Annotated in this window: 12 protein-coding genes; 1 reads left to right on the top strand and 11 read right to left on the bottom strand. The window is 64.2% G+C overall.

All coding sequences use genetic code 11. The annotated features are described in order from the left end of the window. Window positions 1-14: 14 nt before the first annotated feature. From NKJ08_RS05975 to NKJ08_RS05930, 10 genes are all read right to left on the bottom strand, one after another. On the bottom strand, window positions 15-959 hold the full coding sequence (locus NKJ08_RS05975) for an ABC transporter permease (RefSeq protein WP_352523025.1): 945 nt from the start codon (window positions 957-959) through the stop codon (window positions 15-17). Then, complete coding sequence (locus NKJ08_RS05970) at window positions 956-2,011, bottom strand: ABC transporter permease (protein ID WP_352781530.1); 1,056 nt, start codon at window positions 2,009-2,011, stop codon at window positions 956-958. The genes NKJ08_RS05975 and NKJ08_RS05970 overlap by 4 nt, the downstream gene beginning before the upstream one ends. Next, window positions 2,011-3,516, bottom strand: coding sequence for an ABC transporter ATP-binding protein (locus NKJ08_RS05965; protein WP_352523027.1), 1,506 nt, complete (start codon window positions 3,514-3,516; stop codon window positions 2,011-2,013). The genes NKJ08_RS05970 and NKJ08_RS05965 overlap by 1 nt, the downstream gene beginning before the upstream one ends. A gap of 182 nt (window positions 3,517-3,698) precedes the next feature. After that, window positions 3,699-4,730 (bottom strand): BMP family protein, encoded by a 1,032-nt coding sequence (locus NKJ08_RS05960; RefSeq protein ID WP_352523028.1) that lies wholly within the window; start codon window positions 4,728-4,730, stop codon window positions 3,699-3,701. Between the two features lie 176 nt (window positions 4,731-4,906). After that, window positions 4,907-6,112, bottom strand: a complete 1,206-nt coding sequence (gene pcaF / locus NKJ08_RS05955) for a 3-oxoadipyl-CoA thiolase (RefSeq protein ID WP_352523029.1) — start codon at window positions 6,110-6,112, stop codon at window positions 4,907-4,909. A gap of 141 nt (window positions 6,113-6,253) precedes the next feature. After that, a complete protein-coding gene (locus NKJ08_RS05950; RefSeq protein ID WP_352523030.1) occupies window positions 6,254-7,015 on the bottom strand; it encodes an SDR family NAD(P)-dependent oxidoreductase in 762 nt (253 codons plus the stop codon). Between the two features lie 11 nt (window positions 7,016-7,026). Then, window positions 7,027-7,839 carry an ABC transporter permease gene (locus NKJ08_RS05945; protein WP_352523032.1) on the bottom strand — a complete coding sequence of 271 codons (813 nt, stop codon included), beginning with the start codon at window positions 7,837-7,839 and terminating at the stop codon, window positions 7,027-7,029. Next, on the bottom strand, window positions 7,839-8,702 hold the full coding sequence (locus NKJ08_RS05940; protein ID WP_352523033.1) for an ABC transporter permease: 864 nt from the start codon (window positions 8,700-8,702) through the stop codon (window positions 7,839-7,841). The genes NKJ08_RS05945 and NKJ08_RS05940 overlap by 1 nt, the downstream gene beginning before the upstream one ends. Before the next feature lie 75 nt (window positions 8,703-8,777). Beyond that, the gene (locus NKJ08_RS05935; protein WP_352523034.1) at window positions 8,778-9,941 is read right to left on the bottom strand and encodes an ABC transporter substrate-binding protein; all 1,164 of its coding nucleotides are present in this window, start codon (window positions 9,939-9,941) and stop codon (window positions 8,778-8,780) included. Next, the gene (locus NKJ08_RS05930; protein WP_352523035.1) at window positions 9,922-11,058 is read right to left on the bottom strand and encodes an ABC transporter ATP-binding protein; all 1,137 of its coding nucleotides are present in this window, start codon (window positions 11,056-11,058) and stop codon (window positions 9,922-9,924) included. The genes NKJ08_RS05935 and NKJ08_RS05930 overlap by 20 nt, the downstream gene beginning before the upstream one ends. 113 nt (window positions 11,059-11,171) lie before the next feature. On the opposite strand from NKJ08_RS05930, the gene NKJ08_RS05925 reads away from it, so the two are divergent. Continuing rightward, a complete protein-coding gene (locus NKJ08_RS05925; RefSeq protein ID WP_352523036.1) occupies window positions 11,172-11,984 on the top strand; it encodes a response regulator transcription factor in 813 nt (270 codons plus the stop codon). 27 nt (window positions 11,985-12,011) lie between these two features. Here the strand turns inward: NKJ08_RS05925 and NKJ08_RS05920 are convergent. Further along, a partial coding sequence (locus tag NKJ08_RS05920) for a 3-hydroxyacyl-CoA dehydrogenase (protein WP_352781529.1) occupies window positions 12,012-13,533 on the bottom strand: 1,522 nt, incomplete at its 5' end.

The raw sequence follows: 13,533 nt of genomic DNA, 5'->3' as shown, positions 1-13,533 counted from the left end.
ACGGCGGAGCGCCGTTACCGTTCTTCGCGCCGAAACGGCTTGAGCAGCGCCGAAGGGGCAACAGCATTGCGCGACATCACCGCCATGGCGACGATGGTGAAGATGAAGGGCAGCATCAGGAACGCCTCATAAGGAATGTGGCCGAGCCCGCTTGCCTGCATGCGCAATTGCAAGGCATCGACGAAGGCGAACAGCAGTGCCGCGCCTGCCGAGCGCCAGGGGTCCCAGCGGCCGAAGACGACGAGCGCGATCGCCACCCAGCCGCGCCCCGAAACGACGCCGAAGGTGAAGGCGTTGAACTGCGCCATCGACAGGAAGGCGCCGGCCAGCCCCATCAAGGCACCGCCGAGGATCACCGCCTGGAGGCGCGTCGCGATCACGCTGACGCCGGCAGAATCGGCGGCGCGCGGATTTTCGCCGACCATGCGCACCGACAGGCCCCAGGGCGTATGGTAGAGCACGAAGGCGGCCAGGGGAATGGCTGAAATCGCCATGTAGACCAGCGAGAACTGGTTGAACACCGCCGGCCCGAGCATCGGTATGTCGGACAGGATCGGGATCGGCAGCGTCTCGAATCCCCTAATGTTCGGCGGCACGGATTGCTGACCGAAGATCAGCCGGTAGAGGAAATAGGCGAGGCCGGAGCTGAACAGCGTCACGCCGATGCCGCAGACATGCTGGCTGAGGCCGAGCGCCACGGTGAACAGCGCATGCACGGCGCCCATCAGCGCCCCGGTCAGCACCGCCGCAAGCACGCCGAGCCACAGGCTGCCGCTGAGGCTCGCCGCGGTGAAGCCGGTCATCGCCGACAGCAGCATGATGCCTTCGATGCCGAGATTGAGCACGCCGGCGCGTTCGGAAAACATCTCGCCCAGCGTCGCAAACGCTAGCGGCGTGGCGATCCGGATGATCGCGGCCAGGAAGCCGACTTGGAAGATCTGTTCCAGCACCACGCTCATTTGGCTGTTCCCACGCGGCGGAGGCGATAGGCGGTGAACAGCAGCGCCACCAGCATGGCAAGCAATGCGGTTCCCTGAATAACATCGCTGAGGAAGGCCGGAACGCCGGTGGCCCTCGACATCGCCTCGGCGCCGGTCATGACGGCGGCAAGGAAGATCGCCGCCGGCACCACGCCGAGCGGATTGAGCCTCGCCAGCATGGCAACGACGATGCCGGAATAGCCATAGCCCGGCGAGATGTCGCTCATCACCTGGAAATGCACGCCGCCGACCTCGCCGACGCCGGCAAGGCCGGCCAAGGCGCCGGACAGCAGCGCCGTCGAAATCAGCACCCGCTCGACATTGATGCCGCCATAGCGCGCCGCCTCGGGATTTTCGCCAGTCACCTTGATCCGGAAGCCGAGCGTGGTGCGCGCGATCAGGAACCAGATCACCGGCGCGGCGACCCGCCCCGCGACGACACCGAGATGCAGCCGCGTGCCTTCGAGCAGCACCGGGAAATTCGCCGTGTCCTCGATCGGCGGCGAGATCGGGTAGCCGCTGAAACTGTCCTTCCAGGGTCCCTCGATCAGCGCCATCAACGCATAGAAAATGACCGAGTTGAGCAGCAGCGAGCTGACCACGTCGTCGACCTTGAATTTTACCCGCAGCGTCGCCGGGATCAGGGCGACGGCAGCGCCGGCGGCAGCGCCCGCCACCGCCATCAGCAACATGGCGAGCGGCCCCGGCATCGGGATCGCACCGACCGCGCAGCTCGCCACCGCACCGGCCAGCAATTGCCCCTCGGCGCCGATGTTCCAGAATTTGGCGCGGAAGGCGACCGCCACGGCAAGGCCGGTGAAGATCATCGGCGCGGCACGCACCAGCGTTTCGGTGATGGCGTAGCTGTCTCCCAAGGACGCCGAAAACATCACGCCATAGGCCTCGATCACGCCGGCGCCAGCCAATGCGATGAGGCCGCTGCACAGCACCAGCGTCGCGCCGATGGCGAGCAGCGGCAGCGCCAGATTGAACCAGGCGGGCGTTGAGGTGCGGGCCTCGAGACGGAACATCAAGCCTCCGCCCCGGTCATCATCAATCCAAGTCTGGCGACGGTGGCATCGGCGCTGTCCAGCGTGCCGACGATGTGCCCCTCATACATCACCGCGACGCGGTCGCAGAGCATCAGCAGTTCTTCGAGATCCTCGCCGATGACGATGATGCCGCAGCCCTTGGCACGCATGTCGAGGAACTTTTCGTGGATGAAGCGCGCGGCGCCGATATCGAGGCCGCGTGTCGGCTGCGAAACGATCAGCACCTTCGGATCGAAGGCGAGTTCGCGCGCCAAAAGCGCCTTCTGCAGATTGCCGCCGGAAAGCGCCCCGGCGCGCGTCATCGGCCCGGGGCAGCGTATGTCATAGGCCTTGATCTGCGCCTCGGTGAAGGCGCGGATCGCATCCGGCTTGAGCAGGCCATTGCGGCTGAATGCGTAGGCGCCGATGCGCGGCAGCACCATCGAATCGGCGAGCGGCAGATTGGTGACCAGCCCGGTCGTCATGCGGTCTTCCGGAATGCGGCCGAGGCCGAGCGCCTGCACGGCGCGCGGCGAGAACCGGGAAACCGCTTTGCCGGCTATGGTCATCTGTCCGGCATCGGGCGCACGCACGCCGGAGATCACCTCGGCAAGCGCGCGCTGGCCATTGCCGGAGACACCGGCAATGCTGAGGATCTCTCCGCCACGCACCGACAGCGACACGTCGCGCAGCGCCATGCCGGAATGGCGTGATGTCGAAATGCCGTCGAGGGTCAGCACTGCGGCACCGGGGGTCGACGGTCCCCTGGCCGGCGGCACGATCTCGTGGCCGCACATCAGCCGCGCCATCTCCGAGGATGTCGTGCTGGCCGGCGCATCGACGCGGCCGGCGACGCGCCCATGCCTGAGCACCACGCAGCGATGCGTCAGCGCCCGCACCTCGTTGAGCTTGTGCGAGATGAAGATGATGCCGAGCCCCTGCGCCGCCATCGAGCGCAACGCCGAAAACAATCCGTCGACCTCGGTCGGCGCCAGCACCGCCGTCGGCTCGTCGAGGATCAGCAGCCTCGCGCCGCGAAACAGCGCCTTGACGATCTCGAGCCGCTGCTGCTCGCCGACCGACAGCGCCGAGACGGAGAGGTCTGGGTCGAGCGTCAGCCCGTGCTGGCGGCCGATCTCGGCGAGCCGCGCCAGCCCGCCGGCGCGGTTGATCCGGCCCGATCTGCCGGGGATGCCGATCAAAAGGTTTTCCAGCACCGAAAGCCGCGGTGCGAGATGAAAGTGCTGGTGCACCATGCCGATGCCGGCGGCAAGCGCGTCGGCCGAGCTGTTGATCGTCACCGGCCGGCCTTGGACCAGGATCTCGCCGGCGTCGGGCGCATAGGCGCCGAACAGCACGTTCATCAGCGTCGTCTTGCCGGCGCCGTTTTCGCCAAGCAGCCCGAGAATCTCGCCCGGCGCGACGCTGAGATCGACGGCTTCGTTCGCCTTCACAGCGCCGAAGCTCTTGGAGATGCCACGCATTTCTATGAGTGGGGTAGGCAAGGGTGCTCCTGGTGAGAGTGGCGCGGATACCCCTCCCCCTCGAGGGGAGGGTGCCGAGCGAAGCGAGGCGGGAGGGGTCACCTCAACTGCCTCGACCTCTGACTGAAAAAAGATGGAGCGCGTCGCCGCGGACCCCACGCGGCCCCGCGGGCCACCCTCCCCTCAAGGGGGAGGGCAAGCACCTAATCCGAAACCGGCGTATTCTCGTCGACATCGACGCGGAAATTGCCGTCGAGGATCTCGGCCTTCTTCTTCTCCACCAGGTCCTTGACCTCGGCCGGCAGCGTCTTGTCGAATTTGTGGTATGGCGCGAGATAGGAGCCTCCCTTGGCCATGCGCGAGAAATCGCCGTAGTCCTGCGCGGTGAAGACGCCGGCCTTGACCAGCTTGATCGCCTGCTCGACCGTCGGATACATGTCCCAGACCGGCCCGGTGATCACCGTGTCGGGGCCGAGGCTCGACTGGTCGGACATGTTGGAGATGGCGAGGATCTTCTTCTCCGCCGCCGCTTCGATGACGCCGAAGCGCTCGGCATAGATCACGTCGACGCCGGCGTCGATCTGGGCGATAGCCGCTTCCTTTGCCTTTGGCGGATCGAAGAACGAGCCGATGAAGGCGACCTTCTTCTTGATATTGGGATTGACCTCCCTGGCGCCGGCAAAGAAGGCGTTGACCAGCCGGTTCACTTCCGGAATGCCCATCGCCGCGACGGCGCCGATCGTGCCTGACTTCGACATCTTTCCGGCGATCATGCCGGAGAGATAGGCCGGCTCGTGGATCCAGTTGTCGAAGACCCCGAAATTCGGCTCGGCCGGCCCGGCGCCGGAGCCGAACAGGAAGGCGGTTTTCGGGAACTGCTTGGCCGTCCTGCGGGATTCGCGCTCGGCGGCGAAGGCATCGCCCAGCACCAGCTCATAGCCGCCTTGCGCATATTCGCGCATGACCCGGCTGAAATCGGCGGTCTGCACCTTCTCCGACCATTTGTACTCGACGCCGAGTTCCTTCTCGGCCTTCTGCAGGGCGACGTGGATCTGGTTGTCCCACGGCTCCTCGATCGGCGTGGCGAAGATCGCCGCCACTTTCAGCTTCTTGGTTTTGGCGAAGGCACGGCCCGGCAGCATCGCTGCCGCCAAGCCGAGCGCGCCCAGTTCCAGCACATTGCGGCGCGAAAGCCCTTCGCGTTTCGACTGGATTTTGCTCTTTTTGTTGTCCATTGCATGCCCCTCTGATTGGCGCCGTGTCGAGCCGGCTCTTTTCTCTGGAATATCAGCGGAGGAACTATGGAACGGTGCCCGGCTTTTGTCCACATGGTCAAATTTGACCGCGCAAGGCGGCTGTAAACGTTCGCGCAATCGCGCCGTTTCAAACGATCGGCGCGATGATGCTTGCCTCACAACCTCTCCAGCGCCACGGCGATGCCCTGGCCGACACCGATGCACATGGTGGCGAGGCCGTAGCGGCCGCCGCGTTCGCGCAGTTCCAGTGCCGCCGTGCCGGTGATGCGCGCGCCGGACATGCCGAGCGGATGGCCTAGCGCGATGGCGCCGCCATTCGGATTGACGTGCTCCGCGTCCTCGGCAATGCCGAGCTGGCGCAGCACGGCGATGCCTTGGGAGGCAAAGGCTTCGTTGAGCTCCACGACATCGAATTCTTGCGGCGTCAGGCCGAGCCGGGCGCATAGCTTTTGCGTGGCCGGCACAGGGCCGATGCCCATGATGCGCGGCGCCACGCCGGCGGCGGCACCGCCGAGGATGCGGGCGATCGGCGTCAAGCCGTATTCTTTCACGGCTGCTTCCGAGGCGACGATCAGCGCCGCCGCGCCGTCATTGACGCCCGACGCATTGCCGGCCGTGACCGTACCGCCTTGCCTGAACGGCGTCGGCAATTTGGCCAGCGCCTCGACCGTCGTGCCCGCGCGGGGATGCTCGTCCTTTGATACGATCACCGGATCGCCCTTACGCTGCGCGATCGTCACTGGGGTGATCTCCTTCGCCAGACGGCCATTGGCCTGGGCGGCTACCGCCTTGTCCTGGCTACGCGCGGCAAAGGCGTCCTGGTCGGCGCGCGAGATCGAAAAATCCTCGGCGACGTTCTCGCCGGTCTCCGGCATCGAATCGACGCCGTATTGCTTCTTCATCAGCGGATTGATGAAGCGCCAGCCGATGGTGGTGTCGTGGATCTCGGCATTGCGCGAAAAGGCGGTCTCGGCCTTCGGCATGACGAAAGGAGCACGGCTCATCGATTCGACGCCGCCGGCAATCATCAACTCCGCCTCGCCTGCCTTGATCGCGCGAGCAGCAATCATCACCGCATCCATGCCCGAACCGCAGAGACGGTTGACGGTCGAGCCGGAAACCTCCTTGGGCAGGCCGGCGAGCAGCAGCGCCATGCGCGCCACATTGCGATTGTCCTCGCCGGCCTGATTGGCACAGCCATAGACGACGTCATCGATGGCAGCCCAGTCGATGCCGGGATTGCGCTCGACCAGCGCCTTCAGCGGTGTCGCGCCCAGATCGTCGGCACGGACCGCCGACAGCGAACCGCCGAAGCGCCCGATCGGCGTGCGGATATAGTCGCAGATATAGGCCTCGGCCATTATGCAGCCTCTCTCTTGCACTGACGATTTCCGCTCCCGGCGCGGCCATGTTGGCCGCATTCTCGGGGAGACGAAAGCACATCTCGCCGCCGGCCGTTAGGCCAAAGAGAATTTCAGCTCCCGCCCGCCGGGAGCGGCGGATCAGCCGATGCTTTCGCCGCCGTCGATCACCAGCGCCTGACCGGTCATGAAGGACGAGCGGTCGGAGACGAGGAACAGGATCGCTTCGGCGATTTCCTCCGCGCTGGCCCAGCGCTGCATGGGAATCTTGGTGCGGACATAGCTTTCGATCGCTGCCCGCCCGCCCATCTGAGCGATGAACGGTTCGTTGAAGGGCGTGTCGACCCAGCCCGGACAGAGCGCGTTGACGCGCACATTGTGTTTGGCATAGTCGAGCGACATCTGCCGGGTCATCGCAACCACGGCATGTTTTGAGGTAGCGTAGGCGATCATCTCTCGGTCGTAGAACACACCCGAATTCGAGGCGGTGTTCAGGATGACACCGCCGCCCTGTTCCATCATCGACGGCATGACGAGCCTGGCCGCGAGGAATTGCGCCCGCACATTGATCCGCCATGAGGCATCCATGCCGTCGGCGCCGACTTCGGTCAGCGTGCCGCCGATCTGGATTCCGGCATGGTTGTGCAGGATATCGATCCGCCCATGCCGGCCCAGCGTTCCCGCAATGAGGCGCTCGACCGCCGCGTCGTCGCCGACATCGGTAGTGATCGCCTCAGCTCGACCACCCGCGGCACGAATATCTGACGCCGTTGCTTCCCCGGCAGCCTGGTCCCTGTCGGCGATCACCAGAACCGCGCCCTCTCTGGCCATCATCATGGCGCCGGCACGCCCGATCCCTGACCCGGCACCCGTCACCACGGCGATGCGATCTCTCAGAATCATGTTTTTGTCTTTCAGTGTGATGGTTTTCGTTGGCGCAGCTGCCATTGGGCGAGCACCACGAGCAGTACGGAGGCGACGAGCACGATCGTCGCGATGGCATTGATCTCCGGCGTGACCCCGCGCCGGATCGAGGCAAAGACATAGATCGGCAATGTCGTCTGCGCTCCGGCAACAAAGAAAGCGACGATGAAATCATCAAAGGAAAATGTGAAGGCGAGCAGGAAGCCGGCGATTACCGCGGGCATGATCTGCGGCAAGACGATGCTGCGAAAGGTCGTCAGCGGGGTGGCATAGAGATCATTTGAGGCCTCGACCAGATTGCGGTCCAGGCTGCCGAGGCGTGTACCGACGATCATCGCCACCAGCGCCATCGAAAACAGGCCATGCGCGGCAATGATCGACCCGTAGCCGAGCGCCAGGCGCGGCGGCTGATCGCTCGGCCACAATGAAGCGACAAACGGGTTGACCACCGCGAACAGCTGGACGAGCGCGACCAGCGTCGAGATGCCGATGACGACGCCAGGAACGACGATCGCAGCACCGAGCAGCGCATCGAAAATAGCCCGGGTCCGCACGCCGACGCGCGCCAGGCCAAGCGCCGCCGCCGTGCCGCACAGCGCTGCGAGCAAGGCGCTGGTCGTGGCGATGAACAGGCTGTTCTTCAGCGCTTCGACCAGGAACGGGTTCGCCAGTGCCTTGCCGTACCATTGCACCGAGAAGCCGGTGAACTCGCTGGCGTGGTGGCCGGCGTTGAAAGAGAACAGCACCACCAGCGCGATCGGCAGGTAGAGAAAAGCAAAGACCGAAACGACGAAGGCACGCATCAGATCAGATCCACCCGGCGGGCACCCGAAAGCCGGGTCGAAACACGGTTCGCGGCAAGCAGAACCACCACCGCAACCAGAACCAACGTGATGGCGATTGCCGATCCAAACGGCCAGTTGCGTGATTGCAAGAACAGATCGACCAGCGCGTTGCCGATGAAGAACACCTTGCCGCCGCCGAGCAGTGTCGGGATCAGATATTCGCCGAGCAGCAGGATCATGACCAGCGAGAAGCCGGTCATCACACCCGGCAGCGACAGCCGCAGCGTCACGCCAAGGAATGTCGAGATCGGCGTCGCGCCAAGATCGGCGGAGGCCTCCAGCAAGCGGCGGTCGAGCCGCTCGAGGCTGACATAGATCGGCAGGATCATCAGCGGCAGATAGCCATAGACGATGCCGAGCAGAACCGCTCCCGGCGTGTTGATCAGCCGCACATCCTCGATCCCGACATAGGCCAGCAGAGCCGGGATGCCACGCCCGCCAAGAACATACATCCAGGCATAGGTTCGCATCAGCAGGCTGGTCCAGAACGGGATGACGACAAGCGCCAGCAGGATCAGCCGCCAGCGCTCCGGCGCGCGCAAGGCGAGGTAGTAGGCGACCGGATAGGCAACGAGAAGACAGGCCAGTGCGCCCGCCGGCGCCAGCACCATCGTGTTCCAGAAGGCGGTCGCACGCGCCGGAAGATTGGCATATTGCGCCAAGGTGAAAGCGGCCTGATAGCCACCTTCCGGCGCCCGCTCGCCGACGCTGAAGACGGCGATCGCGACGAACGGCAAGACCAGGAACACCACCAGCCACGCGGTTGCCGGACCGAGCAGCAAGGCGGTCAGGAGATTGTGACGAAAGACATTGCTGCGCATTGAAAACCGCCCCGGTGCCGGCGGACATCTGCCCGCCGGGTGAGTTGCCTGCATCGGACCTGCGGTCCGCACGGGTCAAGCCGACTTGAAGCGTGCCATCAGTTCGGCTCGGCCCGGGTCGGTCAAAGTCGCAGCTGCACCGAATTCGAGCGGCTTCAGCAGATCCGCCGCCGGATAGAGGATCGGATTTTCCAGCACCTCCTTGGGCAGCAGCGCATTGACCCGCGCATCGGTGGAAGGCGCACCGTTGGCCAGGTGCTCCTTGACCGCGACTTTCGGATCCATCAGGTAATTGAGCAGGGCATAGCCGGCGGGCTTGTTGGGCGCATCCTTCGGAATGGCGTAGAAGTCGGTCCAGATCTCGCCGCCCTCCTTGCCAAGCACATAGGCGATCTCGGGAATGTCGCGGTGGAGCTGCGCTCCGTCATTGGTCCAGCACATCGTCATCCAGGCGTCACCGGCACGCATCGACGGCTGATAGTCGCTGGAAACAGCGAACAGGTGCGGCTTGACCTTCAGCAGCAATTCCTCCGCCTTGGCGAGTTCGTCCTGCTTCAGCGAGTTGAACGAGAAGCCGAAATATTTCAGCGCGTTGCCGATCGTGGTGAGCTGGTAGTCATGGACCATGGTCCGGCCATCGCCCTCGGCCATGGCCGTGTCCCAGAATTCCTTCCAGCTCGTCATCGGCTTGGTCAGTTTCTTGGTGTTTACGGCAAAGCCGGTGGTGCCCCAATTTTTCGGCACCGCGTAGGTCACGCCATCGATCGTGCCTTCCCCAGTGAAGCGCGGGTCTTCTTTCGAACCGTCGTAATTGGCAAGCTTGGCCATATCGAGCGCCTCGATGATGCCGAGCTTCTTATAGGTGGAGATCGTGTAGTTGGTCGGAACGAAAAGGCTCCAGCCCGAGGCGCCGGCCTGTAGCTTGGCCAGCATCTCCTCGTTTGACCCGAACACATTGACCTCGACGGCGACGCCGGTCTCGGCCTTGAAATTCTCGAATGTCGCCGGGTCGTGATAATTGGGCCAGGTGGCGATCGACATCCGGTCGCCAAGCCCCGCCTGGGCGAAGGCCGGCGACGGCATGATGCCGAGTTCGCGGGCCATTACCGCCGTTGCGATGCCAAGACCGGTGAGGCCAAGGAACTCGCGGCGGCCGATGGAACCGCGCTTGAGGCGCATCAATTGATCGACGAATTTTTCAGGGCTTATCGGCAGTCCGTCACGATATGATTTCGACATGTTTGTTTTCCCTCTGGTTGGTCCCGTTATTCTTGGGGTCCAGAAACGCCAGCGGCGTTCCGGTTGTAAAGCCGATGGCAACGGGTTCACCCGGCTTGAAGAGATTTCCACCGCCGATCAGGTGATCGGCCTTGGCGAGCAGCGTCCCGATACCCTGGACCTCGATTGCATATTCCGCAGTCGAACCGAGAAATATCCGGTTGCGCACAATACCGTTCAGCCGGCCGCTTCCCGGCGCGCCAAGGCTCAGGGATTCAGGGCGCAGGCTGATCGAAACGGCTTCGCCCTGAGTTAGCGGAGTCCGCTTGCGCGCGGCAATCACTGTGCCGTCGGCAAGCGCCACCTCGACCAGGTTGGCCGAATGCCCGGCGACCTTGCCACTCAAGAGATTGGTCTTGCCGACGAAATCGGCGACGAAGAGGTCGGCGGGTTCGTCATAGATTTCGCTCGGCTGTCCAAGCTGAACGATGCGCCCGCCATTCATGACGCAGACGAAATCGCTCATCGACAGGGCTTCTTCCTGGTCATGCGTGACGAGGACGAAGGTGATGCCGATCTCGCGCTGCAGGTTCTGCAACTCTATCTGCATGTCGGTGCGCAGCTTCTTGTCGAGCGCCGCGAGGGGCTCGTCGAGCAGCAGCACCGCCGGCTTGTTGACCAGCGCGCGCGCCAAGGCGACGCGCTGCTGCTGGCCGCCGGAAAGCTCGTGGATCTTGCGGCGGCCATAGCCGGCAAGCCGCACCATGGCGAGCGCCTCGCCGGCGCGCAGGCTGATCTCCCGCGACGACAGCCGCGGCCGCGCCTGGCGCAGCCCATAGGCGATGTTGTCCTCGACATCCAGATGCGGAAACAGCGCATATTGCTGGAACACCATGTTGACTGGGCGCCGGTAAGGCGGCGTGCCAGCCATGTCGCGGCCACGGATGAACACCGCACCTTCGCTCGGCTGTTCGAAGCCGCCGATCATGCGCAGGCAGGTTGTCTTGCCGCAGCCGGACGGCCCGAGCAAGGCGACAAAGGCAGACGGCGGGATGGCAAGATCGATGCCGCTGACCGCGGTCACGCTGCCGTAGCGTTTGGCGACCCCGCGAAACTCGATGTCGGGCACTGCGGTCAAAGCTGCGGCTCCAGCAACAAGACGATCTCGGAACGCTATCAGAGCCAATGACGGCTAGTATATACCTCGCGGGTGGTATATTTCGTCTATTTTCTCGTCTGGAGGGGTACAAATTGGGCGTATCGCGCAGCGACGAATACAGCCAGCTCGCGACGCTCATCGCGGCGACCCGGGAGACGAGCGGTGAGCTTTTCGGCAGGGCCCTGGTCGCTTGGCTCCGGCAGCATGTCAGCTTCGATCACTGCGTGATCTTCGGCTATCGCGGCGCATCCCGCCCGCCGTTGCTGTTCGAGACATTCTCGCCGGCCGAAAGCCACGTCTTCGTCGCGCTCTATCAGGAAGGGCCTTATCTGCTCGACCCGTTCCACCACGCGGCGGTTGAGCGCAAGGAAGGTTTCTGGCGCATGCGCGAACTGGCGCCGGACCGCTTCTATGCCAGCGAATATTATCGCTCGTACTATAGCCAGACCAAGTTGGCCGAGGAGGTCGGCTTCTTCGTGCCGCTGCCAGGCAAGGACGCGCTGGTCGTCTCGTTGATGCGATTGCGCGCTTCAGGCCCGTTCGGAACCGCCGATGCCAGGCTGCTGCGCGACATGGCGCCGGCGGTGATCGGCTTCGCCAGGCTGCGCTGGCCGGCCCTTCCGGCCGACAAACCGGCAGAGACGAAGCGGGACGAAGCGATTGCTCCAGTCAACGAGTTCGAGCGTGCTCATATCTGGAAGAGCCTTTCGCTCACGCCGCGCGAACAGCATGTCGTCGATCTGGTGCTTCAGGGGCATTCCACGGAATCGATAGCCAGGGCGATGCGCATCGTGCCGGGAACCGTAAAGGTTCATCGCCGCAATATTTACCGCAAGCTCAAGATCAAGTCGCAGGCCGGTCTGTTCGCGCGTTTCGTCGAGATCATGGACGCGCGGATTCGGTAGTCCACGATTTGGCCTCGCTCGAGCAGCCTAGCTGGCAACGGCGTCCCAGGAACCGGTTTCGGCCATCCGCCTGAGCCGGGATGCCACCCGAAAAATGTCCTTGCCGGTCTGCCCGTGCCAATGGTCCAGCCGCCGGGTGATCTTGTCCACGCCTTCGAGGCCGGCCCAGAACATCGGCCCGCCCTTGCCCACCGGGAAGCCATAGCCGTTGACCCAGACGACATCGATGTCGGAGGCGCGGGCAGCAATCCCCTCTTCGAGAATTTTGGCGCCCTCATTGATCATCGGATAGAGCGTGCGTTCGATGACCTCGTCGGTGCCGATCGCGCGCAGCGCGACGCCCTTTTCGGCGGCCTTGTCGCGGATCAGTGCCTCGACCTCGGGATTGGGCAGCGCCGCACGCGAACCGTTCTCATAGCGATAGAAGCCGCTGCCGGTCTTCTGGCCGAAATGCCCCTGTTCGCAAAGCGCATCGGCGATCACGGCCGTCTGGCGGCGCGCCTTGCGGTTGCGCCAGCCTATGTCGAGGCCGGCGAGATCGCCCATCCGAAACGGCCCCATCGGCCAGCCGAAATCGGTGAACGCCTGATCGACCTGACGCGGCGTTGCGCCTTCGAGCAGAAGCGTCTCTAGTTCCGAACCCCGCGCGGCCAGCATGCGGTTGCCAACAAAGCCGTGGCAGACGCCGACGACGACCGGCACCTTGCCGATCCGGCGTGCCAGATCGACGATGGTCGCCAGCACATCGGGCGAGGTTTTGTCGGCCCGGACGATCTCCAGAAGCTTCATGACGTTAGCCGGCGAAAAGAAATGCATGCCGAGGAAATCTTGCGGACGCGATGCCGAAGCGGCGATCTCGTTGACGTCGAGATAGGAGGTGTTGGTGGCAAGGATCGCGCCTGACTTGGCCACTGCGTCGAGCCTGCCGAATACTTCCTTCTTGACCGCCATCTCCTCGAACACGGCCTCGACGACCAGATCGCAATCGGCGAGGTCGGCATAGTCGGTGCTGCCCCTGAACAAGTCCAGCCGCTCACGCCTGGCGTCTTCGCTCAGCGATCCGCGGGTAACGGAAACGCCATAATTCTTGTCGATCGTCGCCAGCCCGCGTTGCAGCGCTTCCTGCGTTGTCTCCAGCAGGGTCACGGGAAAGCCGCCATTGGCGAACGCCATGGCGATGCCGCCGCCCATCGTGCCGGCGCCGATGACACCGACCCGGGCGATCTTGCGCTTGCCGAAATCCTTGCCCGGGATCTTTGCCGCCTCACGTTCGGCAAAGAACAAATGTCGCTGGGCGCGCGACTGGTCGCCTCCGACCAGCGTCACGAACAGCGCACGTTCCGCCGCCAGCGCTTCGTCGAAGGGCAGCATGAGAGCGTTGCGGACCGACTGCGCGCCGGCGATCGGCGCTTCGAGGCCTCGCGCTTTGGCGGCAAGCGCTGCCATCTCCTTGTCGAAAGCCGGCAAGTCGGCCCGGTCGAGGCGATCATTGCGGTCGCGCACCGGTGTGAACGGACCGCCTTTCGCGGCCGTTTCGCTGGCGAAACTC

The sequence above is a fragment of the Mesorhizobium sp. M0244 genome (assembly GCF_040321795.1).
Lineage (GTDB): Bacteria > Pseudomonadota > Alphaproteobacteria > Rhizobiales > Rhizobiaceae > Mesorhizobium.
Note: the sequence above shows the minus strand (reverse complement) of the source record. Positions and strands in the feature narration are given on the sequence as shown.